The sequence below is a fragment of the Acaryochloris sp. 'Moss Beach' genome (assembly GCF_021497025.1).
Lineage (GTDB): Bacteria > Cyanobacteriota > Cyanobacteriia > Thermosynechococcales > Thermosynechococcaceae > Acaryochloris > Acaryochloris marina_A.
The window spans coordinates 2476095-2500003 of sequence record NZ_CP071717.1 but is presented as its reverse complement, the minus strand read 5'-3'; the positions used below and the strand labels follow the sequence as shown (position 1 = coordinate 2500003).

21 protein-coding genes and 1 riboswitch are annotated in these 23909 nt (G+C 49.7%); of the genes, 5 read left to right on the top strand and 16 right to left on the bottom strand.

Annotated elements, in window-relative coordinates; genetic code table 11:
* The first annotated feature begins 19 nt into the window (after positions 1-19).
* The 3 genes from HRE53_RS11575 to HRE53_RS11565 all read left to right on the top strand — a co-directional run bounded on the left by HRE53_RS11575 (position 20) and on the right by HRE53_RS11565 (position 4145).
* The gene (locus HRE53_RS11575) at positions 20-2455 is read left to right on the top strand and encodes a serine/threonine-protein kinase (protein WP_235110598.1); all 2436 of its coding nucleotides are present in this window, start codon (positions 20-22) and stop codon (positions 2453-2455) included.
* 2 nt (positions 2456-2457) lie between these two features.
* Positions 2458-3597 carry an anhydro-N-acetylmuramic acid kinase gene (locus tag HRE53_RS11570; protein ID WP_235110596.1) on the top strand — a complete coding sequence of 380 codons (1140 nt, stop codon included), beginning with the start codon at positions 2458-2460 and terminating at the stop codon, positions 3595-3597.
* 62 nt (positions 3598-3659) lie between these two features.
* Positions 3660-4145 (top strand): hypothetical protein, encoded by a 486-nt coding sequence (locus HRE53_RS11565; RefSeq protein ID WP_304518431.1) that lies wholly within the window; start codon positions 3660-3662, stop codon positions 4143-4145.
* Positions 4146-4152: 7 nt separating this feature from the next.
* Here the strand turns inward: HRE53_RS11565 and HRE53_RS11560 are convergent, their stop codons facing one another.
* From HRE53_RS11560 to HRE53_RS11520, 9 genes are all read right to left on the bottom strand, one after another.
* Positions 4153-4929: an ABC transporter ATP-binding protein gene (locus tag HRE53_RS11560; protein WP_212663567.1), complete on the bottom strand. Its 777-nt coding sequence runs from the start codon at positions 4927-4929 to the stop codon at positions 4153-4155.
* Between the two features lie 9 nt (positions 4930-4938).
* Complete coding sequence (locus HRE53_RS11555) at positions 4939-5784, bottom strand: ABC transporter permease (protein WP_235110593.1); 846 nt, start codon at positions 5782-5784, stop codon at positions 4939-4941.
* Positions 5785-5852: 68 nt separating this feature from the next.
* On the bottom strand, positions 5853-6881 hold the full coding sequence (locus tag HRE53_RS11550) for an ABC transporter substrate-binding protein (protein WP_212663565.1): 1029 nt from the start codon (positions 6879-6881) through the stop codon (positions 5853-5855).
* Positions 6882-6908: 27 nt separating this feature from the next.
* Positions 6909-7607 carry a hydrogenase nickel incorporation protein HypB gene (gene hypB / locus HRE53_RS11545; RefSeq protein ID WP_235110592.1) on the bottom strand — a complete coding sequence of 233 codons (699 nt, stop codon included), beginning with the start codon at positions 7605-7607 and terminating at the stop codon, positions 6909-6911.
* Entirely contained in the window at positions 7591-7971 is a 381-nt protein-coding gene (gene hypA / locus HRE53_RS11540) for a hydrogenase maturation nickel metallochaperone HypA (protein WP_212663563.1), read from the bottom strand. Before hypA ends, hypB begins: the two co-directional genes overlap by 17 nt.
* A gap of 3 nt (positions 7972-7974) precedes the next feature.
* Positions 7975-9171, bottom strand: coding sequence for an agmatinase family protein (locus HRE53_RS11535; protein WP_212663562.1), 1197 nt, complete (start codon positions 9169-9171; stop codon positions 7975-7977).
* 150 nt (positions 9172-9321) lie between these two features.
* Positions 9322-9458: riboswitch (guanidine-I (ykkC/yxkD leader) on the bottom strand.
* A 138-nt stretch (positions 9459-9596) separates the two neighbouring features.
* A complete protein-coding gene (locus HRE53_RS11530) occupies positions 9597-9863 on the bottom strand; it encodes a hypothetical protein (RefSeq protein WP_235110590.1) in 267 nt (88 codons plus the stop codon).
* A gap of 144 nt (positions 9864-10007) precedes the next feature.
* Positions 10008-10196, bottom strand: coding sequence for a hypothetical protein (locus HRE53_RS11525; protein WP_212663561.1), 189 nt, complete (start codon positions 10194-10196; stop codon positions 10008-10010).
* A 392-nt stretch (positions 10197-10588) separates the two neighbouring features.
* Positions 10589-12352, bottom strand: coding sequence for a DUF389 domain-containing protein (locus HRE53_RS11520; RefSeq protein WP_212663560.1), 1764 nt, complete (start codon positions 12350-12352; stop codon positions 10589-10591).
* Between the two features lie 165 nt (positions 12353-12517).
* Here HRE53_RS11520 and HRE53_RS11515 point away from each other — a divergent pair, with 165 nt between their 5' ends.
* Positions 12518-13402 carry a DMT family transporter gene (locus HRE53_RS11515; RefSeq protein ID WP_235110587.1) on the top strand — a complete coding sequence of 295 codons (885 nt, stop codon included), beginning with the start codon at positions 12518-12520 and terminating at the stop codon, positions 13400-13402.
* A gap of 143 nt (positions 13403-13545) precedes the next feature.
* On the opposite strand, the gene HRE53_RS11510 is transcribed toward HRE53_RS11515, so the two are convergent.
* From HRE53_RS11510 to HRE53_RS11500, 3 genes are all read right to left on the bottom strand, one after another.
* Positions 13546-14046, bottom strand: coding sequence for a photosystem I assembly protein Ycf3 (locus HRE53_RS11510; RefSeq protein ID WP_212663558.1), 501 nt, complete (start codon positions 14044-14046; stop codon positions 13546-13548).
* 154 nt (positions 14047-14200) lie between these two features.
* The gene (locus HRE53_RS11505) at positions 14201-14938 is read right to left on the bottom strand and encodes a CPBP family intramembrane glutamic endopeptidase (RefSeq protein WP_235110585.1); all 738 of its coding nucleotides are present in this window, start codon (positions 14936-14938) and stop codon (positions 14201-14203) included.
* Between the two features lie 149 nt (positions 14939-15087).
* Complete coding sequence (locus HRE53_RS11500) at positions 15088-15633, bottom strand: hypothetical protein (RefSeq protein ID WP_235110583.1); 546 nt, start codon at positions 15631-15633, stop codon at positions 15088-15090.
* 709 nt (positions 15634-16342) lie between these two features.
* Between HRE53_RS11500 and HRE53_RS11495 the strand changes: the two genes are divergently transcribed.
* On the top strand, positions 16343-16834 hold the full coding sequence (locus HRE53_RS11495; RefSeq protein WP_235110581.1) for a hypothetical protein: 492 nt from the start codon (positions 16343-16345) through the stop codon (positions 16832-16834).
* Positions 16835-16853: 19 nt separating this feature from the next.
* Here the strand turns inward: HRE53_RS11495 and HRE53_RS11490 are convergent, their stop codons facing one another.
* The 4 genes from HRE53_RS11490 to HRE53_RS11475 form a co-directional block, all read right to left on the bottom strand.
* Positions 16854-19595, bottom strand: a complete 2742-nt coding sequence (locus tag HRE53_RS11490; RefSeq protein ID WP_235110579.1) for an SMC family ATPase — start codon at positions 19593-19595, stop codon at positions 16854-16856.
* A gap of 77 nt (positions 19596-19672) precedes the next feature.
* Positions 19673-20470 carry a formylglycine-generating enzyme family protein gene (locus HRE53_RS11485; protein WP_235110577.1) on the bottom strand — a complete coding sequence of 266 codons (798 nt, stop codon included), beginning with the start codon at positions 20468-20470 and terminating at the stop codon, positions 19673-19675.
* Positions 20467-21555, bottom strand: a complete 1089-nt coding sequence (locus HRE53_RS11480; RefSeq protein WP_235110576.1) for a serine/threonine-protein kinase — start codon at positions 21553-21555, stop codon at positions 20467-20469. Before HRE53_RS11480 ends, HRE53_RS11485 begins: the two co-directional genes overlap by 4 nt.
* Before the next feature lie 303 nt (positions 21556-21858).
* A complete protein-coding gene (locus HRE53_RS11475; protein ID WP_235110574.1) occupies positions 21859-23763 on the bottom strand; it encodes a bifunctional serine/threonine-protein kinase/formylglycine-generating enzyme family protein in 1905 nt (634 codons plus the stop codon).
* Positions 23764-23909: the final 146 nt, after the last annotated feature.

Below are 23909 nucleotides of genomic sequence, written 5' to 3'. Positions count from 1 at the left end.
ACAGCACATCACAGAATAAATGGTAGGACTTGTTAATGGCCGATATCGTATCCTCAAGGCATTAAATGAAGGGGGATTCGGTAAAACCTTCTTAGCTGAAGATGAGCAAATGCCATCTCGGCGATTTTGTGTGATTAAACAGCTCAAACCTGTGCTTAACAATGATCGGGTGCAGAAAATTGTTTTAGAACGATTTCAGCGAGAAGCGGCCATCTTAGAACGAATTGGCCAAGGGCATCCTCAAATTCCCGATCTATTTGCTTACTTTGAAGAAACTGGGCAATTTAATTTGGTGCAGGAATGGATTGAAGGCCAGACCCTCACGGAAATTGTCACCGCCCAAGGCTCACTGAATGAAGCAGAGGTGATCAAGCTGCTTTATCAGATTATCAATGTGCTCAATTACATTCATGGCCACAACATTATTCACCGAGATATTAAACCCGACAATATTATTGTCCGTAATGCTGATCAACAGCCTTGTCTGATTGATTTTGGTGCCGTCAAGGAAGTGATGGCTACCCAAATCAATGCTCAAGGACAGCCCAGTCGCTCGATTGTGATTGGCACCCTTGGCTTTATGCCCAGAGAGCAGGCAGCGGGGCGACCTACGTTTGCCAGCGATCTATATAGTTTGGGTTTAACGGCGATTTATTTGCTGACGGGCAAGTTCCCCGATCAGTTTGAAACGGATAGTGCGACGGGACGATTGCTGTGGAAGCAGGATTGTCAGCATCTGAGCTCCCCCTTTAGAAGTTTGCTGGATCAACTGGTTAAACCCCATCCGAAACATCGGTTTGCCACGGTGGCAGCTATGCGAACGGCATTACAGTCTGTGGCTCAAGCCAGCACGGTGCTCTCCCATCCCTCGGCTGAAGATGAAGTTGCTCCTGCAGCCCCTTCACCTCCGCCAGCAGTCCCTGAGCCCTCTCCTGCTGAGCCTGCGCTCCAGACCCAGCAGCCTAAACGTCGATTGAAGTGGATCGGATTAGGGGTGGGTGGCGTTGCGATCGCATCCACAAGTCTCTTTTTTCTCTTCCGTCCCCAATGGCATTATTTCTGGGGGCAGCAGGCGGCCCAATCGGGGAACTGGCAGTCTGCCACGGAAAATTTTGAACAGGCCTTAGTGCTAAAAGATGATTACACCGAAGCGGCGCTTAAATTAGGCGAAACCTATGGTGAAATTGGAAAATACCCGGACGCCATCGCCCAGTTCGATACCTTGTTAAAGCAGCAGCCAGAAACCGCAGCGGCCTATCGAGAACGAGGCGAAATTCACTTTGCCACTGGGGAATACCAAACTGCGATCGCAGACTATAACGAAGCTCTTTCTCTCGACTCCAAGGATGCGGAAACCTATAACCATCGGGGAGATGCCCAGGTAGAAATGGGTAAGTATGAGGAGGCCATTGCCGATTATCGTCAGGCCATTCGTCTCCAATCTAACCAGGCTCAAGGCTATATCAATTTAGGCTCTGTCTTTTTTGTCCAGGGGAAGCTGGAAGCGGCGGTTAAAGAACTGGATAAGGCAATCCAAGCCGAGTCGAATCATTTATCAGCCCATGTGAACCGAGGTAGCTATCGTTCGGTTCTGGGGGACCAAGATGGAGCAGAACAAGACTGGGAACGCGCCCTAGAACTGTCAGTACGTACGGCGAAAGACTATACGAGTCGGGGCTATGCCAACTCTAGGTTGAATCAAAAACAAGATGCGATCGCAGATTACAATCAGGCTTTGACCATTAACCCTCAGCTCACCCGTGCCCATACCAATCTGGGAGGTGTCTTCTATGAACAGGGTGAAATCGAGCAAGCCCGTAAATCCTTTGATCAGGCTCTAAAGATTAATCCCAACTCTACCAATGCCTACTTGTTGAGAGGCGAGCTGCGGGCCTATCAAGGTCAGCCAGCGGATTTTGAAGGTGCTCTCAAAGATTATGATCGCGCCATTGCCATTAATCCCCAGGATCCCTTTGTCCTCAATAATCGTTGTGGTGCCTTATTTTCTCTTAATGAACTACAGCGCGCCCTCGAAGACTGCAACAAAGGTTTAGAGATTAACCCCAGCAGCGCTGCCCTACATACGGTGCGGGGCAATATTTATCTGCGATTAAAGCAGTATGAAAAGGCGATCCAAGACTATGGGCGCACGATCAAAATTAATGACACTCGCAACAGTGAGGTGCGGAGTCAAGCGGCTTACTCTAACCGTGCCAGTGCCAAGATCCAGCTCAAAGATTTAGATGGGGCTTTAAGCGATCTCAGTGATGCCCTGCGAATTAAGCCAGATGCGGCTGAAGATTACTATAAACGGGGCTTGCTTTATTCGGTGCAAAACAAACGCAAGGAAGCCATTGCGGATCTAAAAAAAGCAGCCGATCTCTATGCTGCACAAGGCCGAACGGGGAGTTACAACGACGTTCTCAGTGTTCTACGTTCTTTGGGAGAAGGGTAAGCATGCGTGTAATTGGTTTGATGAGCGGTACCTCCGTCGATGGCATTGATGCCGCCCTCGTGGATATTTCTGGCCAGGAACTCGATTTACAGGTCGATCTGATTGCGTCCCAGACCTATCCCTATCCCGATGCCCTCCGAGATCAAATTCTAGCGGTCTGTGCGGGGGAGCCTTTGAGTATCGAGGCATTGGCGATATTGGATGATGGGATCGCAACTCAATTTGCTCAAGCGGCCCAAGCCATTCAGGCAGATGCAACGCCGACCGCCGAACTGATTGGGTCCCACGGTCAGACCGTTTTCCATCGTCCCCCGCAAGACAATCTGGGCTATACCCTCCAACTAGGGCGGGGAGCTGTGATTGCCTATCAAACCAGCATCAATACGGTCAGTAATTTTCGTGTCGCCGATATGGCGGCAGGGGGGCAGGGTGCTCCCCTCGTCTCCAAACTAGATATCTGTTTGCTCAGCCATCCCGAGTTCTACCGCTGTGTGCAAAATGTGGGTGGTATTGGCAACGTTACCTATCTGCCCCCCTTAGCGGATGGGAACCAACTGGGGGTCGGCGTCAAAGGCTGGGACACAGGCCCTGCCAATGTTTTGATGGATTTGGCTGTTGCTCACTTTTCTAAAGGAGAACTGACCTACGATGCCGATGGGGCCTGGGCTGCCCAGGGGACACCTTGTCAGCCCCTGATTGAGGAATGGCTGCGGCATCCTTTTTTCCTAGAGCCACCTCCTAAATCTACGGGGCGAGAGTTGTTTAGCCCCGATTATTTGCAGACCTGTTTACAAACAGCGGTACCCTATCAGCTCAGTCCAGCCGATATGCTCGCTACCCTGACGGACTTTACGGCAGCAACCATCGTTTATAACTACGACCAGTTTTTACCCCATCCGCCTGATCAGGTGGTTCTGTGTGGGGGCGGTAGTCGTAATGGGTATTTACGGCAGTGCCTGCAACAGCGTGTGGGGAGTAGCCCCGTGCTGACAGCGGATGATTTAGGGTTGAGTGCTGATGCCAAAGAAGCGATCGCATTTGCAGTATTGGCCTATTGGCGACAGCTGAAAATCCCTGGCAATGTCCCCACAGTGACCGGGGCAAAAGGCCCTGTTCTCCTGGGAGAATTACACCTCGTCTGATCCAGACGATTGACCCAATGGGCATCCTAAGGGAAGGACAAGGATTTACCTACATTAACGAAATGCCAGAGAACAAAGGCACTGCGGCTCACACCTTCTTATTAGATGCGGGCCGATGGACTTTCAAAGGGACTTGGATGGAACGTAACCAAGATCCCGTTGCCATCCATGGCCGCACCCTGGTGGCATGGAACTGTGATAGCTGGTTTACCATGGCGACCAAGCTTTTGTTTCCTGAAGAGTCGGCGGTGGCCCGTCAAGGTACCTCAGAAATTATCATGCAGTATCGGGGACGTTTAGGCAGTAACGACCAGCGGTATACTTACGTCCTCAAACATAGCCAATTGGGCCAAGTAGAAGGGGAAGGCTGGATTGGTCCCGAATCTATTGTCCAGCGGTTTTGGGTATTAGGCGATCGCGATCGCCGTAGTGGTTTTGAAACGATTCATCGCATTGCCGATAATAGCTATCGTTTATCGAGCGGCATGATGAGCGAGCATTATCTTCTCAATACGATGGAAGCCACCCTAGAGCGGCAACCTGGATAGTTGAGCCTTACTCTATCACTGGATGGAGTTCTGGGGTTTCCCGCAACAGATCCATGATTTCATCTCGATAGTCTTGAAATAAGGGCTGACGTTTGACGGCGTAAGTCCGTTCCGTCGGTAGGTTAATCGAGATCTCTCGCTGGACCGAACCAGGGCGAGCCGTGAGCACGTAAATGCGCTGTGACAGGAAAATAGCTTCGTCTACGTCATGGGTAATCATTAAGATGCTGGTGCCGGTTCGTCGCCATAAATTCAGCAAAAACTGCTGCATGGTTTCTTTCGTTTGCACATCCAATGCTCCGAACGGCTCATCCATCAGTAATACTTTGGGTTGTGAGGCCAATGCTCGGGCAATGGCAACTCGCTGCTTCATCCCCCCTGACAACTCTCTGGGATAAGCATCGGCAAACTGGGTCAATCCCACCACATCTAGATATTCAGCCACCCGCTTAGCGCGCAGGGGCTTAGCAACCCCCTGCAGTTTTAAGCCAAATCCCACATTTTTGGCAACTGTCAACCAGGGATAGAGGGTGTAACTTTGAAACACCATGCCGCGATCGGCACCCGGACCAATCACGGGCTGACCATCGACCATGATTTTGCCTGAGGTAGAGGCGTCTAGCCCCGCTATCATACGTAGAAGTGTGGTTTTGCCAGATCCTGATGCCCCTACAGCACAGACAAACTCTCCCGTCTCCACGTGCAGATTAATATCTTTGAGAACGAGCAGTTTCCCCTGACGAGTCGAGAAATGCTTATACAGATGGGAAACTTCTAAGTGCATAGTGATGAGTTAGTCGATTGCCCAGGGAGAGACAGCACGTTGTAGCCAGCGGAATAATAAATCTAGACCAAACCCAATCAGTCCCAACACAATGAGGCAGGCAAAAATATCATCAGTCCTGAAAAACTGTTCAGCTATGGCAATGCGTTTCCCTAAGCCTTCTTCTGCAGCAATTAATTCAGCAACCACGACTAAATTCCAAGAGGCTGCCATATTGACACGAAAGGCATCCAGAATATTGGGAATCACATAGGGAGTAATCACCTGGAAGAGTACTTGGTGACGTCTTCCCCCTAGGGTATAAGTTGTTTCCAACAATTCCTTGGGAATAAACTTGACGGCATCCATCACCATCAAGATGTTGAAAAACACCGTACCGATAAAAATGAGGGCGATTTTGGGTCGTTCATCTACCCCTAAATAGATCAGTAACAGGGGCGTAAAGGCGGGCGCTGGCATATAACGAACAATGCCCATAATCGGTTCCAATAAGGACCGAATACTGGTAAATGTCCCCATCGCTATGCCAACAGGCGCAGAAACAATTGCAGCGAGTAGAAAACCTACCCCAACCCTAAAGCAGCTCATCAACGTATCATGGACGAGCAAGCCATCAGAGTAGAGATCGCGTAAGGCTTGACCCACTTGGGTAGGAGATGGCAAGAAGTCGGAATTAACGACTCCAGTGCTAGCGATTCCCCACCAAAGTCCGAAGGGAAGAACGATGGAAGTCACCATTAAGGCCCACTTGAGATTCCCTGGAATGTCCTCAGCAATACGCCAAAAAATAGTGGGTTTTAATCCACCAGACTGATGGTTCGGTTGGGGTGGGGGAACTGACGAGTTGGAGGTCATAATCGCTGCAGAGACACATGACTAATCTGGTATTCCTGGAGCGAACTAGCTCCAGGAATAGAAGGGAACTATGCTTGCTTGGCTTGATAGGCCTTAACAAACTGGTCATCCAGCACTTGGGTTAAATCCGGTGCTTCTTTAATGAATTCGACATCCACCATAAACTTAGCCATCCGTTTGGCAGCAAAGGGCATATGCTTCATGTCTTCACCATCCGAAAATGCTTCCAGATTATCTTCTAGGGAGAAGAAGCGCGTTCCTTCTTTGAATTGCTTCATCTCTTCCAGAGAGACCCCGGCCCGCTTCGCCATAATTTCATCAGCCTTTTGGGGATTTTTATCTATGAAGGCTAAGATATCAAACCAAGTATCTACCAGGGCCTGCACTTGATCGGGGCGATTATCCACTAAATCTTGGGTCACCACGAGCAAGTCTGGAATGGCACCCGGAAACTCTTTGGACGAGATCAGCTCTTTACTGCCTTCCCGCTTTAACGCTGTTGCCCAGAACGGGGGAAATGCCCCGACTGCATCCACTTTACCTGCCACAAAAGCAGTCACGGCCTTACCCGTTTCCAAGCCCACGATCTCCACATCGTCTCGCTTCATGCCGTTTTCTTCCAGGGCTAAGGTCAACAAAAAGTCGTCCACTACTCCTTCTTCAACGGCAACTTTCTTACCTTTCAAGTCTTGAATACTATTAATATCGGCCGTAACGATAATCTTGTCATTACCAGCAGAGTTGTCATTGACTAGGACCGCGACTTCTCCCTTGGTGGCACTGCCGGCAAAGGAAATCGTATCGTTGAGGGTTTGGCAATTGCCGTCTAATTGACCCGCTGCCAGGGCTTCCATTGAAGTGGTGTAATTATCAAACCATTTGAGTTTGATATTGGCCTTATTTTTTTCAAATAGCCCTTCTTGCTCGGCAATGGCCCAAGGCCACCAACCGGCCCAGTTACTGTAACCAATCACAACTGGCTCCCCTGAGCCGACAGAAGAGTCGGTTGTCGTCTCGGGTGAGGAGCTACAGCTGACGGTCAGCAGCAAACTGCAGAAAAATACCAAACATAAGGATAGAAAATTTCTTCGCTTCATAGAAGTCTTTTACCTGCTTACAAACAACTAATGACAACCGACTGCAGTCCGACTCGGCTGGGCGACCTGTTGACGCACCCATTCATACCATTCAGCAAGCCCTGCTCCTGTTTGTGCAGATACCGGAATAATCGTGGCATGGGGATTGAGCTGACGGACATTCTGGCTGATTTGCTCAATGTCAATATTGAGATAGGGAACTAAATCTATCTTGGTCACCAATAAACAATCGGCTGCTTGAAACATCACGGGATATTTCAGCGGCTTATCTTCCCCCTCTGTCACGCTGAGTAGGGCCACTTTGGCATGCTCTCCTACTTCAAACTCTGCCGGACATACGAGGTTCCCGACATTCTCTACCAGCACTAAATCCAGTTCACTAGGATTCGTGCAATGCTCCAATTGGTGGATGCCACCCGCGACCATCTTGGCGTCAAGGTGACAGGATCGCCCGGTGTTAATGGCCACCACGGGGACATCGTAAGCCCGTAATCGATCGGCATCCAATTCGGTGGTCATGTCGCCTTCGATGACGGCCAGTTTGAGTTCTGGGCTGAGAGCCGCTAGGGTTTTCTCCAACAGCACCGTTTTTCCTGCACCAGGGCTGCTCATAATGTTGAAACAGGTCACCCCCCATTCATCAAAATGTGCTTGGTTGTGATTGGCCCCTTCTTGATTGGCATGTAAGAGGTTAATGCCTAGGGCGGCGTCAACAGTTTGGTGCATAAGCTTGGGCTGAATCAGAACAATATTCGATGTGGTCAATTTTGAGTTCGCGACCGGACCGGATGTCTTCCATCGGCGTTCCACAGTCAGGACAGGAATACTGCAAGCCGATGGCTGGGGAATATTCTTTTTGGCAGGGGTGACAAAAGGCGATTAAAGGCGTTTCTCGAATCACCAGTTCTGTCCCGGCTAAGAAAGTGTCACGGGTTTGAACTTCATAGGCGAACTGCAAGCTGACGGGTTCAACACAGGTAAACCGACCGACAACCAAATGAATTTTGGTGATTTTTGGATCTTCGGGTTGGGAGTCGTACCAATCTTTGACCGTCATGATCAGGGCCTTGGTCATGTCCGTTTCATGCATGGCCTAAACCCACTCAGAACCCACTGCCATATTGGCTTCAGGGTGAATATAGTCGGGTGTTTGCTGACGGGGCAGTTGTCCAGAGAGAACCAGATGGGCCATGGTATCGCAGATCACCCGCGTGGCCATCAGAGAGGTCATATCGCTGACGTCATAGGGGGGCGAAACTTCGACAATTTCCAGGCCACAGACGGGCGCTTGTCGAATGATTTTACCGAGCATATAGAGCGCTTCTCGGGGCATGAGACCACCGGGTTCTGGCCAGCCGGTACCGGGGACAAATCCGGCATCAATACAGTCAATGTCGAAACTGATATACACACAGTCTGTGCCGTCCAAGGCTCTTTCTAGGGCGAAGTCAACGGCAGCATCTAGCCCCATTTCGGTAATGTCAGTGACGGTCAAGATATTAGTGGCTCGCTCTCGGCAGACTTTGACCCCTTGGCGAGGCACTTGCCAACCACCGATGCCTAGCTGTACCAGGTTTTTAGCGGGAGCGTTATCCATGTTGGTGGCATGAAACCAAGGACAGGTGTGCATGCGCTCATCTAGGTCGGTTTCTTGGGTATCCACATGGCGATCGAAGTGGATGATACCGACTTTCTTATCTCCCAAATGGCGGCAGACGCCGCGAACGGTGGGGAAGCCAATGGAGTGATCGCCCCCTAAAATAATGGGAAAAGCCCCAGAACTGAAGATATGGGCTATTCCTTTAGAGATTTGGTCAAAGGATTTTTCGTTGTTGGCGGGGATAGTGAAGATATCGCCCACGTCACAGAGGGTAATCTGCTCCCGCAAATCGATGCCCATCTCGAAATTGTAGGGGGTATAGAGGGCTGAAATCCGACGAATGCCCTGAGGACCGAAGCGTGTGCCGGGACGATAGGTGGTGCCTGAGTCATGGGGAACGCCCACAACAGCAATATCGTACTCACCGACTTTACGCACATCTTCTAGGTAAGGCGCTTTGAGAAAGGTGTTGATACCTGCATAGTGGGGCAGTTCTCCTCGTGAGAAGGTAGGAATGCTGCGATCCCGGATGCTAGCTGCTGCTTCTAAGCCCAGTTCTAATCCTCGATCGACTTCTTGTTGCCAGCCTGTGAGGGGGAGTTGTGCTTCTTTTTCTAAGGCACGATTGGCCTCGGTGGAAGAAAAATCAGGATTAGAGTTTGGAGGACCAAAGGTCGGATTTTCAGCCATAATATCGAGAAAATGTGTTTTTTACTTCGTCAAGCTAATTTCTTTATTGATGTTGTTTCTCCTTCGCCATTTTAGAGGAAGATGAGCCCTGTCCATTTAAAACACAAAACCCGCGGAGACAACCATTAACGGATACGGCGTTAATGTTCATTCTCCCGGGCTTTTATCCCTCCGTGTCACTCACTGCCAACCGGTATAAAACAGGTATGAAAGCAGCTAGCTGTTTCTCTTGGACCAGGCATTTAAGTAAGGACGGAACTCAAATCGGAACCCTAGAAACAAGTATTTTTTAAGGAATTATTGTTTTTTGATGAATAGAGTATGTATACAAGAAATATCAAGTCTATCGGTTGATTGTTGTATTGGTGGATACAAAAAAATGAACCTTAGAAAGCACAAGTCTTAACAGGTATGAATTAACTGACTTAAGGAGAGATTAAGACTGAATGAGAGAGGCGATAATGGTCTTGACTCCACTGATTCCCTTGGCAGCGTAGTCGAACTAACTGGTTCCATCCTCCTATCCAAAGATCGCCCTTCTGGTCAATCAAGAGATCTCGCATATAGCTCAACGCTGATAGATCAATGAAAGTGGGGGTTGCTTGGCTAGGCTCTCGAATGGAGAGTCCTGACGTGTAGTGCAAAAAATAGGTGTTGGTCGGTTGCGATCGCAGATCCCATACCTGCAACATCTGTCATCGGTTGGAAGGTTTGGGGCTTCCAAGTTTTTTGGGTCGTTGTGATCTGGATTGTTGACAAATCTTAACTGACATGTCATCTCACTCTAACGTTACTCGTATATGACCTGGATGTGACTCGCAGAGCAAGAAGAGAGTTTACAGGCTACTTAATAACTTGTTTAGTTCGTAAATCCAACCGTAGTAGTCATCGGCCAGGGCTTCGCGGTCCTGATGAATTTGAGCCTGGATTAAAGTCACCAATTCTTGGGCGCGATCGCAATTATGCGGCTGAACTTTGGACCAATCTGGATTATGTGCAAATCGTTCTGCTAGAACCACAGACATGGCTTGTTTCTCCCTACGGTGTGATTTAGGATCGACACCCAACTGTGACAATCTCTGCGGAACCGGTGTACAGGTTTGCTATCCAGCATGTTAGTTACAGCCTTTGCTAGCAGTGGCTATAGCCGTTTGCACCTGTGATCTTGATCACGCATCTCTAGTCTTATCATTCCCGAATAATAGCTATTAATTTTATCAGCTAGAGAAAATATGAGCCACGGCTAGATAGAATTGAATATAGAATCATTTAGTTGAGATATTGATAATTTCCCAACTATACTGTCTTTTTTGGTGAATGCTTAGGATTTTAAGACGCCTTGATTCCACTCTTCAACGCGTTATGGAAGCTCTGATAAAGTCCCCTACGACGGCTGTCTGACGATTGGCAACCAGGACTACATGTTAATTTTGAGCAGAATAGTAGGCTGTTCTCCCCGCTCCAACTCAGGACCTGATCGGCTGTTGATGCGCTGTTGATCGATGCGCCAAGTTTGGGTCAAAAACGTTTGGACTGCTTTGATCCGATTACTGTTCATCACGGGATTTTCTAAGGTTTCGGCCCGAGCCACAATATCCACCGATAAATTAGGCTGTTGTTGCAGAATCGTGCCCACCTGATTCAACGTCTGTTGACTCTCGGGAGAAATGGCTGACAGGTCTAATTCAAAAGTTAAGGGGGTGGGGAACGTCGGTACTCGCTCCAAAATGACCTGAGTCATCGGCGACTGGAGTCGATTGCGCAGGTCTTCTCGCAGTAATGTTTGGGCATCACCCCCAATGTCACGATTGCTGAGATAGAAAATTTTTAGAGTGAGGGGGGCAATCGCACTCGTGCTGACTTCGTGACGGAGGGGGAGAGCAGGAGCGGGAAGTACCATCGTTCCCAAGGCAGTATCAACCGTTTGCAGTAAATTAACCTGAGCCTGGGAGACGCTGATAGGTGAAGCTTCTGGGGTGATAGGTTCTGTCACCACCGGGTCATCGGAGAGCCGAGCTAGCAGCTCATTGGAAGCCGTTAAAATCTCAATCAACTGGATATCCAGAGAATTGGCCGGTCGGTTTAATTGGCGGGCCAGGGTCTCTCTGAACCGCTGCCGCTCGTCGAGGGTATACGGTTCGCTGGTAAATACCGTTAACTGAACCGTTAGCTTGTCCTCGATGGCAGTTGTATTCAACTGGCTAATGTAGGACCGAGGTTCTCCAGTGGCCGTATTGGCAAAATTACCTTGCCAGATCGTGGTGGCTAGTCGGCGCAGGGCGTTATCTTCCTGTTTCTGAGCTAACTGTGTCTGTAAGCGAGAAAAAGATTGACTGAGAGGAACCAGTAACACCAGGATGGGGAGTAAAATTACCGCGAGTCGGCTGGGTAAGCTGCCAATTTTCTGGAGCTGATTGGTGACCGGCAGACGCGTCAGTAAATTTTTGACCCATCGGCTTTCGGGATCCTGTTCATGCCATTCGACGGCCTGGGATTTGACTTCGGGCATGCCGATGTTGAGGGCCAAAAACACCAACATGGACATTAAGGTGATGGCGGCTAGATTAGTTAAGAATAATAACCCTCCCCCACGGGCCACTTGAAAGCCCCCAATGCCTACCACATCAGAGCTGAGACGGATACCAATGCCGTAGCCCACCACACAAAGGGGTGGCATCAGGGCCACAGCGATCGCTACTCCGGGAATGGATGTAACCACGCCCTTAGGTTCTTTGGCTGTGGCAATCGACCCTAAAGCCCCAGAGAACAAGGCAATAAATAGATCTAGGGCATTCGGCTGTGTCCGGGCCGCAATTTCAGGGGTGAGTTCTTTAAAAGGAATAGGGGCAATAATCAGGATGGCAAAGACAATGGCAGCCAGACAGCTCACTGCTAAATTCACGATAGCCCGGGTGCCTAAGACCAAATCACCCACAGCAAAGGCTAAGCCATTGGCCAAAATGCCTCCCATCAAAGGAGAAATGAGCATGGCACCAATAATGACGGCTGGACTATTTAAGACCAGCCCGAGGGTGGCAATGCCTGCCGAGAAAAGCACCTGCAGCCAGTAACTGATATCCCCTAAACTGACTGAATCGAGGAGGCTGTGATAGATTTCTGCTTTACGGCGAGGACTGATCTCTAGATGATCCGCCAGCCAGTTACGAAGGTGTATTGCCACAAATTACTCCCCAGGACATACCATTGTTAAGCCTAAGCCCTTGTCTTTCCAAAATAGATCCGCAAGAGCATAATATTTGCCAGTCTTCCCAATTTAAAGGTCAAAAATACTTGGAATGCCAACACTCGCTACTTCGACATCCTTGATGAGTCATCACCAGACACCATGATTGGAGAAATCGCGGCTGTTAGTGCGGCGTTCCTGTGGGCCGTGGCTTCGATGATTTATGCGACCTTAGGCCGTCGAGCCCCTGCCCTGGCCTTGAATCTAGGCAAAGGGGTGATCGCGATTGCCTTACTGGGCATCACCATTGTTGTTCAGGGTCTCGATGCTCCAGCGTTGGCTGGAAGAAGCAGCCTGTTGTTGCTCTTGAGTGGGGCCATTGGCATTGGGTTTGGCGATACGGTGTATCTGGAAGCATTACGGTATCTGGGGGCCCGGCGGACGCTGTTATTAGGCACCCTAGCGCCTCCCATATCGGCCTGTCTGGCCCTGTGGTTTTTGCGGGAGCAGCTCTCTCCGTTTGCCTGGGGTGGGATTGCTGTCACCATTATGGGAATTGTCTGGGTAATTAGTGAACGGGCGGCTGAAACCCATGCTGCGACACAGCAAGGACGTGGTTTGTTCTATGCATTCTTGGCTTCTTTAGCTCAAGCCATTGGCGCGATTCTCTCGCGGGCGGCATTGGACAATACGGCGGTCAGCCCACAATGGGGGGCTTTGTTGCGGTTGGCGGCCGGCGTGATTGTGGTGGTGGTTTGGGGGGTGGTGCGGCAGCAGTTACAGGCCTGGTGGCAGGCTATGAACACTACCGATCTGCTGCTCCGACTGTTTGCGGCCTCGTTTGCCGGGACCTATTTGGGGATTTGGCTGCAGCAGCTCTCCCTCAAGTACACGGTGACGGGGATTTCCCAAACCTTGAATGCCACGAGCCCCTTATTTGTATTGCCCATTGCCGTGTTAATGGGTGAGCGCATCAGTTCCCGAGCATGGCTGGGAGCTTTCATTGCAGTCATTGGGGTGGGTTTGTTATTGGCTCACACTGGATAAGCATCGCCATCTCCTACACCATAAGTCCCCCTGGAGATCTCCAAGGGGACTATAACTGACTCTTGCATTTTGATATCAGCGCTGGAGTGAGAGAAGAGAGCTGTGGAAGACTTGTTGCAGAATCTCTCTAGGTTGGGCTAGTGCTAACCAACGCCGATGCGTCCCGTTGTCTTCAGCCAATTTTGCACTTCACTATAGTTGTTGGGGGCAATTTTAATGGCGCGCTTCCAGAAGTCGGCGGCTAAAGCGAAAAAGCGTTCGGCTTCATCCAATTCGGTGGCTTCTTCTGCTTGCTCGCCCTTGTAATGGAGAATGACCCCAGTGTTATATAACGCCTGGACTAAATTTGGATTTAACTCTAACGATTGATGGTAGTAATCCAAGGCTTTTTCATGATCGCCATTGTTGGCAAAAATCAATCCCATGTTGTAGAGGATATAACTTTTGTCGAAGGGATCTTCTTCTAGAGTGAGTGCTTCGGTATAGTTGCCCAGTGCTTTTGCATAGTTGCCATCTACCTGAGCCGCCATTCCAGACCGATAGTACTTGAAAGCATCTTTGGACTTTTTATCCGTAGGAATGACTTTCATGACGACATCGGACATTGCTGAAAAAGCTTTATCTATAAAATTGTCGCTAGGCATAATGACTTCAACCGTTGTAAGACTTGAATCAGGCGTATGTAAATATCGCGTTAAAGCGTTCGTACTTTAGTTTAGCAGTAGTCATTTGGGATGAATCGAGTGTTGTCCTGTGGCGGAGAAACTCTTGGTATGACGGTGCTCTGGAGTGCTGATTTCAAGGGTGCTGCAAGCTGGTGGTCAACAAAGCTAAAAAATTGTTGAGACAATGCATAGAAAGTGGCACAAACAAGGAATGCGTTTGCCAGCGGGCGACTCCAAACAGCAGGCCAAAGCAAACGATTTGGCTGATCACTAGTGGACCATACTGCACATGTAAGATGGCCCAGCCGACTGCCGTAATGACAATGGCACCGCCAGACCCTAGCCGAGAAGATTGAAGACCGTGGAATAGGAACCCCCGAAAAAGCAGTTCCTCAAACACAGGCGCAATTCCCACAATGGCAATGTAGAGCAGGATGGGAAATTGAGCGGTTTGATAGAGTTTGGCGGTAAAAGTGTCTTGATACTCCAAAGACCGCAAAATCGATTCTGACAGCAAAATCAGGGCCAGTAATAGCCCATTCCAGATGAACCAGGCGGTCCACCGCGGTTTGCGGAGGGCGAGGTACTGTTTAACGGTGAAGGCCGGGCGAACCTTTAACAGCGCGTAAATCATCCCACTAGAAACGGTACCCGAGATCAGGGTGGCTAGGGATAGCACCAGGCCATCTGTTTCGATCTCTGCCAGGACTGCTTCTGGGGTGAGACTGGGGTCTTGCACCATTTGCAAGATGACGAAGAAGAGTGCGATCGCACTACTGATACTGAAGAAAACCACCAAAATTAGGATTGTTAATCCTACGGTTTCCCTGGCATTCCAAGGTTTAGTCGGGGCAGAATTCGACGGTTTCACAAGTGCTATTTGTCAGGAAGAATCGTCCTCACTTTAGCGTGGTGAGGAGGCTTTGCCATTCCTGCATTGGAGATGGTCGCCCAGTGGGTCTGAGTAGAACCCTGCGAGTCTAAGCGCAGTGACAGACTGGGCGATCCGAGTTGACGTCATTAAGCCGCTTGGGGCTGGTCGACAGGAGCAACGGGCTGCTCTTCTGGATTGAGGCTATACCAAGCCGTTTGAGTCCAAACTTGAGAGTCGTTGTTATCAGCGGACGTGACTTTGAGTCGATAAGGAGCAGCAATGGTAATGCTGTCATTATCCTGGGAGTGAATCCAGCTGGCGACCCAATGGGCCATATCCACAATTTCTTCCGGTAAGACCGTCAGGTTGAGGCTCCAAGCAGAGTTGAGGCCCAATCCTGTTTTTTTGTGGACGCTCTTGGTATTTGTGAAAACACCGCTGGAGGGATTAATGGTAATCCGCAACGTCAGGGGTCGATTGGGGAAGAGAGAGTCGGGCGTGGTATGGGCCTGAACGCTGAGGTAGTTAAAGCGCTGATGATCATCTACCCAAGATGCGATCGCAGCGAGAGACGGGCTAAAAATCAGGGAGTTGTCTTTGGTTACAGACACGTCCCGTTTCATAGCCGTTGCAAACTGGGTGTAGAAAGTTTCTCGAAGTTGAACCAGGATTTGTTTGGCTTCTGGAGTCATGGGGTGTACCCTCCTCAAAAAATAGAGAATGAAACGGATGTAAGCAGAATTACAGCGGACTTACTTTTGTCGATACCACCTGACTGAGAGTTAAATTCATGAAGAATCTAACTCACAAGGTTATATTCTTCTTTTGCCCATCTCTGTGCTGTAACGTACATCAAGTCTTCTAATGATCATGAACACATAACAATTGTGATCAGGATCAATGGGTGCTTTAAATAGGTAATCTTCAGTATGGGAAGAGGATTTCCTCGCCTATTCATCGATACAAAACAACCCAGAGTTCGAGTTTACAACCTGATACATTTTTCTGGCCCTCTATACTCCTAATTCATCGTTGGAGCAGGAGGATAAAGCAGAACAACCGTATATATACGGAAGTCTCATCAGATTTTTTTACCCCTCACAGGTTCTGCTCATCTGGCCTCGATAGGCTAGGTGGATACACCATTGTGAGGTCCATGAAGAAACTGCGACAGTATAGATAAGCAATTTTACAGAGTTGACTGCGTCATCCATTGTGTTCCCCCATTGAGTCCCTTAGATTTTATCTAGCAACCAAAAAATAATGGCAAAGTGACGCAGTATTAAGAGTGATTTCGATCACGCACATGATTGATTTAAAGCACGGTTTAGATACAACAAGATCACGGTTTTTCCTAGGTTTTTAACTGAAGATTAAACAAGTGGTAGTGAGACTTTAAAAATGAAAAGATTTCCCCAAGCTTCAATTCTCTCTGGTTCTATCAAAGCAGTTTTGGCAGTTAGCGGTGCCCTAGTTTTAGGAAGCACGGGCCTTGCTGTTGCAGAACCCACAAATATTGCTGCCTCTGGGCCTTCGACGCCCCTTGCTGATGGCACGTATCTCTATGGTGATTCTGACCAAGCCAATCAAATCGGTCAGGGTTATGTCGTGTTCAAAAAGCAGGGTCAGAAAGTAACGGGTGCGTTTTTCTATCCCCAATCCGAGTTCAGCTGTTTTACGGGCACGGCCAAGAATCAGCGTTTGGAAGTATTATCTTTGGGCGCACCCCACGAAAATGCCCTAGAAGTTGAAGTCCCCCTCACAAAAATGCATCACATCAAATCTGTGGGTAACACCGAGCAGAACAGTCTGAGCATGTGTCAGCAGGAAGTGGCGGCCTACCAAAAACAGCAGCAAATTGCGGCACCTGTGACAAAGTGGACCACCCCTTAAGGGCGTGAGGCTGAACGCTTTAACTCGCTCTCTCTACCCGAATAATATTTTCTGTAACGCTCTCAAAAGTGTCGTCATGACTGATCACAAACAGCTGATGGAAAGATTTGAGATGCCCCAAGGCTTCGGCCAACTGTCGACGACGCAGTTCATCCATGTTCGTTGTGGGCTCGTCGAAAAACGCAATATTGATATCGACTAAGACTTTCAGCAAGGCTAGGCGCACGGCTAAAGCAGCACACATCTGCTCTCCCCCCGACAGGCTTTTGAAGCTACGCCAATGGCCCTGCTCTTGTACCTGAATTTCGTAATCTTCAGTCCACTGTAAAGCCACATCAGGTCGATCGAGCAGCTCCCGATAGAGCCGATCCGCCTCCCAAGAAATTTCTGTTAGGTAAAATTTGGTGATTCGAGGACCACTTTGTTTGTAGACGTTGCGAGCATCGGTAACGAACTGTGAAATTTGGCGCTTATCCTCTAAAATCACCCAGATCTGATCGCGCTCTTGGGCGAGGGCTTGCTTGGCTTCCAATTGCTGATCGAGATATTGCAGCTGAGCCTGTTGGGGGGCTAGTCCCCCCTGGAGCTGGTCATGGTGTCGCTGCAATTGTTCATAGGTGTGACTCACTTCAGCTAGCCGCTCAGGATTATGATCTTTGAGCTTTTCCTGCCATTGGGCTTGAGCACCCGTTAACTGGGTTTGGAGTTGGGTTTGGGTAGCGATCGCACCTTGGCGTTGCTGATCTAGGTCTTTAAAGGTATTGGCCTGATTCCGATGGCGTAAATAGCGCTGATACACCTCCTGATGCTCTTGCTGGATCTGCTGTTGGGCATCGACTTGGGCTTCTAGATCTCCCAAGGCTTCGACCTGGGTTTCAAAGGTTGTGAGGGACTGCTGATGACCTTGACAGGCCTGTTGAAGGCGAGTGATCTCTGCTTCTAGCTCGGTGGCTCCTTGAAGCTGCTGCTGCAAGATGCGGACATGGCCCTGGGGGTCGCTGAGTGCCGTTAGCTGGGTATTGAGCTGTGCTAGTTGGCTCTGGAGCTGGGGCTCTTGGTTGAGGGTGACCTGGATGCGATCGCATTCCTGCTGCAGTGACGTCATCCCTTGCTCTAGCTCCGTTAGCTGCTGCTGTTGGGCCTCTAGCATCAACCATTGGGTTTGGGCTTTTTGGGCGGCTTTGAGTTGGGTTTTTATCTGCCGAAGCTGTTGCTTGAGGTTGGTGACGGCCTGGGGATCAATAATGTCGGCAAAAGCTGTTTGGAGCTGCTGAATAATCTGGTGGGTGAGGGCAGCCCCTTGGTCCAAAATGGTGGCGAGTTGAGTGGTCTGGGCTGGGTTCAGGGTGGAACGACTGAGCAGATCTTTCGCTGTGTCCACTTGCTGCTGATAGTGCTGTTGTTGGGGTTCAGCCTCGGTCAGTAATGTCTGTAATTCTGTGGCAAATTGCTGGGCGGCGGCAATTCGTCCCAGCCGTTCTTGAATCTTCTGCTGCTGGGCTTCGAAGTTAGGAATGGCCTGAACTTGTGGTTCTAGGGCGACCAGTTGGCGAATGGTCTGGCTGAGGGTTTCCCAACTCTGCTGCTGTTTGTGGATTTGCTCTTGCAGTCGCTGTAGATGTTTTTGGTCGGAGACCAGGGTTTGTAAGGCCTGTTGGCAAGTGGTCTTTTCTTGGTCGAGCTGCTGTTGTTGCGGAACTTTGGTTTGCCAGTCCTGGAGTTCTGCTTCCATCTTGGCAAAGGTGGAGAGTTGGCCTTGGTTTTGGGAGAGGAGGACTTGCTGATCGCGGAGGGTATTTTGGATGCGATCGCGTTCTTGCAGCAGTTGCTGTCGTTGTTTTTGTTGTTGAGCGAGGGCCTTGAGGGTCTCTTGGGCCGCTTGATAGGCCTGAAATTGAGGCCGATGCTGACGACAAATCTGGACGGCTTGGTCTGCCTGCTGCCAATTCTCCTCTAAGAGCTGGAGAATTTCCTGTTTACTGGTCCATTGGGTTTGGAGATGCTGGACCTGTTTGTCTAGGGTTTGGATGGCTTGGTCTTGGGTCTTTAAATCCTTGAGTTCAGTCCGAATCTCACCCAACTGCTGAGCCAGGGTTTGCATCTGGGCCATCTGCTGAGTCAAGGTTTTAGCTAGCTCTAGCTTCTGTTGCTTAAGCGCTTCCCATCCTTCGAGTTGCTGGTCGTAGCCTTGTAATTTTTGCTCTAGCTGTTGGACCTGGGCCTGGGCATAACTGGTTAATTTTTGGGCCTGATCGTAAGCCTGTTTATACTCTTCCACCTTCAGAATGGGATCGAATACCTTTTTGCGATCGCCCGCTGATTTGAGGAAATCCACTGTAAAGGTGCCCTGGGGAATGCCAATGGTTTCCGCAAATAGTTTGGCCAGTTCCGTATGGACCCCCACCCCCAAATGTTCACAGAGCCAGCAGCGGACATCATCTAGTTTTTTCAGTTCTAGCTTGCGGTTGAGCTGGGGGTCGTGAACTTCATAGCCCCGACTGGTACAGCGACGCACCTCGTAGATCCGCCCATCCAAGTGCGAGACAAAGCTGACGATGGCTTGGGCACTTTTGGCCCCGACGGTGATTAGTTCGGCTCGCTTGTACTCGCTGTGATCAAATAAAACCCAGGCAATTGCTTCTAGAATGCTGGTCTTCCCTGACCCATTTTCACCACAAATAGCATTGGCCCCCGGTCGGAATTCATAGTAGCGATCGCGATGGGCCTTAAAGTTTTTCAGCGTAACGGAGAGAACTTCCATCCGGCAGGATGTTGCACCTTATGAAAATGAGCATTCACATTATTATTGCGGTTTTTTTGCCCTCTGACTTGAAGCGCTTATGAGCTGGCTGGTTTCACTAAGGTACAAGCAACCCGAAACCCAATATGATTGCTTTGTTCAGAGGCCGCTTCCCAAATGCGAGAGGCGGAACGACAGCTCGCAGCTTGGGTATTCCAGGCCCCTCCCCTCAGTACACAGGCAAAGAAGTATTGATCTTGCCAGACGCTGCCGTCTACTGGGGCATTGCCATAGTTGCCATGCCAATGGTCTGCACACCATTCCCAGACATTGCCATGCATATCGGATAACCCATAGGGATTGGCCGGGAATTTGCCCACTCGGGTGGTTTGCTGGCGAAAATTGCCTGTCGGTCCAGCTCCATAGGCTGCTGTGCCATCATAGTTGGCCAGTTCTGTGTTGAGGGTTTCGCCAAAGGCAAAGGGGGTGTTACTAGCGGCGCGGCAGGAATATTCCCAAGCAGATTCACTAGGGAGGTGATAGTCCTTCCCAGTTAACAAGGAGAGTCGGTTACAGAATTCGACCACATCAAACCAAGAGACGCTTTCGACAGGGCGATCATCGCCCGTAAAGTGAGACGGAGAATCATCCAGTTCGCGCTTGACTGCGGGTAAGGCGGCCACCAAACGCCATTGGACCTGAGTGATGGGATAGCGACTTAAATAAAATTCTGGGATAGACACAATATGCTGGGGACTTTCGGTCTGCTGCCGATGCTGCTCGCTAGGGGGTGAGCCCATGGAAAAGCGGCCTGCCGGAATCTGCGCCAACTCCAGGGTGACATCCTTACCGAGATCCTCGGTGATGTGGCCAATCGGATGAAATTGGCGACTCACCACTTGGCCTTTGGCATCGACCTGGGCGACTTCCGCTTGGAAGGAAGGGATGGAAGATTTGGGTTTAGGCTGCAGTTTGGTGGGCTGGGCCGGGGCCTTGGGCTGAGATCTGACTGCTTGTGGGGGCTGTCTGACCAGAGGTCTGGGCTGCTCGAACGGCGGGTATTTTGGGGGAGGGGGGGCGGGGGGGTTGCTTTGGCAAAACCGCGCACTTCTCTGAGCACTGCTAAGGCGGAAGTATATCGCTCCGCTAGGTCTGTGCGGAGTAACTTCTCCAGCACAGGCTTTAATTCAGCACTCAAGGGCTGGGGAAGATGCTGTTGCCAGTGTTCGACCCATACTTCTCCACCTTGGATGGGTAAAGCATGAGGTGCAACGCCTGTGAGCAGATGGACACAGGTGGCACCTAGACTATAGAGATCGCTGCCGGGACGAGCTTTATCGACGGCAAAGACTTCTGGTGGTGCGTAGCTGGTATTCTCTCGAACGCTATCGGTTTGCTGTAACTGAGATAAACTGAGTTGCTTGGAGACACAAAACCCCACCAGAATCAGCTTGCTATCTGAATGCTGACGCATGATGTGAGCGGGTTTCAAGTCCCGATGAATCACCCCTTGATCATGGATCGTCTGTAAGACCGGCAAGAGCTCTAGTAACAAGGCCCGGACTTGATTCTCGCTGAAGGCACCCTGATTCTCAATGACTTGTTGCAAGTCTTGGCCGTCGATATATTCCTGGACTAAATAGGGAATATAATTTTCTTCGAAGTAAGCTAAAATGCTGGGAATATGTTGGTTTTTTTTCAGCCGTCTGAGTTGTTCTGCCTCTTGTAAAAACGGTTCAACAACCGTCTGGCTGGCATCCGTTCCCTGGGCTTGACAAATTAGCTGCTTGACAATGCAGGGCTCTTGCAAATTATCTCGATCTTCTGCAAGATACGTATGGCCAAACATACCTTTACCCAACAGACGAACCATCTTAAACCGTCGCCGTAACAGGGTTAGTTTTGTACCACACTGTTGACAAAACTTACTGGTGTCTGGGTTGAGGGGTTTCTCACACTTGGGATTGAGACAACAAACCATTGCTTAGATATTCATAGGAATCAATCGAAAAGAATCACTCAGCACACTGACATAGCTTATTGCTCAAGTACTACTTTGATCGTGTTATCCAATAGACACTTGAAATATTGAAGCTACCATGTTTTGAAGCATTAGTCTGCTAGAGAAATTGAGGCACTCACAGAACTCAATTACCCCCCCTATTTCTGTTACTAATACCTTACTGTATTGATAGTGAGTATTGGCATAAACCCATCGAACTCGTGTTAATAACGGTTGCTCGATCGACTTTTTCACTGCAAAAAACTTGAGCAAATTCGGTTTTTAGGGGGATAGAACTGGACAGACCACTCGAAAGCCTAAATTACTGCTCTTAAAGTCGGCATCCGCAAAGGTTCGATAGGCAGCCCGACAGCTGTCGGGGGCATCATACCAAGACCCACCTCTCCAAGGATGGGGAGCCTTGCCTGCGATGGCATCGTCGTCTGGGGTGAACCAAATGCTGCCATCTATGGGAGCCCCTTGATAGTTGGCATGCCAATCATCGGCGCACCATTCCCAGACATTGCCATGCATGTCGTGGAGGCCAAAAGCATTAGCTTGAAAACTGCCTACAGGAGTGGTTTGGTTGCGATACTGACCTCTAGGGGCGGATCGATAGGTTTTCATGCCATGAAAATTAGCATGATCAGAGATGAGGGTCTCGCCACAGTGGAAGGGGGTGGTGGTGTTGGCTCGGCAGGCATATTCCCACTCTGCTTCGCTGGGTAGACGGTAGAGTCGATTGAATTTGTGGGTGAGACGGTCGCAAAACTCGACAGCATCTAGCCAGGAAATGCCTTCAACGGGATGATCGGCTCCTTTGAACTGTGATGGATCTAAGGAAAGGTCATGGTTGATGGCGGGAAGAGTAGCGATGGCTTGCCATTGAGCTTGCGTGATCAGGAATTGGCCCATGTAGAAGGAGGCAACTGAGACTTGATGTTGAGGTCCTTCAAATTTGCGTCTTGATATTTCAGTTGACGATGAACCCATGAAGAAACTTCTGGCCGGGATAACGAGCATCGAGAGGGAAATTCCGTCTCCTAGTTCTTCGAGATATTGTTGGGCGGTAAGGGTCTGAACCAAATGAGTTTGCCCCCTTACATCGAGGGTTACTACTTCAAACTGTGTTGTTTGTAAGGGTGGGTGTAACGCGGCAGAGGCGGATGAAGTCGAGATATCGCTTGTTGGTTCCCAGATGACGGCGGTACGGTCAGTGGTTGGAGCTAACTCAAGCTTGGGTTGTGGATGGGCAGGTGGCTGGCTGTGAGCCACGACTTGATTTTTGGGGGGAGAAGTTTGGGTGAGGGCTAAATCTTTGAGCACTGCTGCAACAGAGGTATAGCGATTCTCTAGTTGCAGTTGGAGCAGGGTGTCAAGAACTGAGGTGAGTTCAGGGCTGAGGGGCTGGGTGAGATGTTGTTGCCAGTTTTGGGTCCATGAATAACCGACCTGAAGCTGGAGTGATCTTGGATCATGGCCTGTCAAGAAGTGAAAACAGCTCACCCCCAAACTATATAAATCACTCGCGGGATGGGCCTGACCATATTGAAGTTGCTCGAAGGCGGCGTAGCCTTCGCTGCCTAAAACAGTGCCTGTGAGGTCTTGAGTATTGACTTGCTTGGTGACGCCAAAGTCGATGATGAAATAGCGATCATCGGCGGGGCGATACATGATGTTGTGGGGCTTGAGATCGCGATGAATGACGCCTTGGGTATGGATATAGTCTAGAACGGGCAAGATGCTACGGAGAAAGTGTCTCAGCTTGGATTCACTATATACCCCGTTGCTTTTCAGTTCTTGCAGAAGATTGGGACCTTCGATAAATTCTTGTACTAAATATTGATGCCCTTGTTCATGAAAGTAGGCTAACAGGTTGGGGATTTGAGGATGGGTGCCGAGCTGAAAGAGCTGTTGGGCTTCTTGGGTAAAGAGGTCTTGGACTTTTTGCTGCGATGCGAGGCTATCAGGGTTTTGATAGGCTAATTGTTTAACCACGCAAGTCTCGTTAAATCTCTCGATATCTTCGGCCAGATAAGTGATGCCGAATCCACCTTGTCCCAGTGGTTTGATGATGCGGTATCGATTGCGCAATATGCCGATCAGGGGCTGTCCGCATTGTTGACAGGTGTCACGCCCGTCTGGGTTTTGCGGATGGGTGCAAGAAGGGTTGAGACAATGGAGCATGCGGGATGGGGATAGAAGCGGAAATCTTGGGGTAGAACCTGAGCGAAACAGGTTGGCTGACCAATAAAAAGCTCCAACGTTACATCGCTTTATATTTAGGGTTCCCGTATCTTGGGCCTACTCACCTTGGTTGATAAATCTGGCTT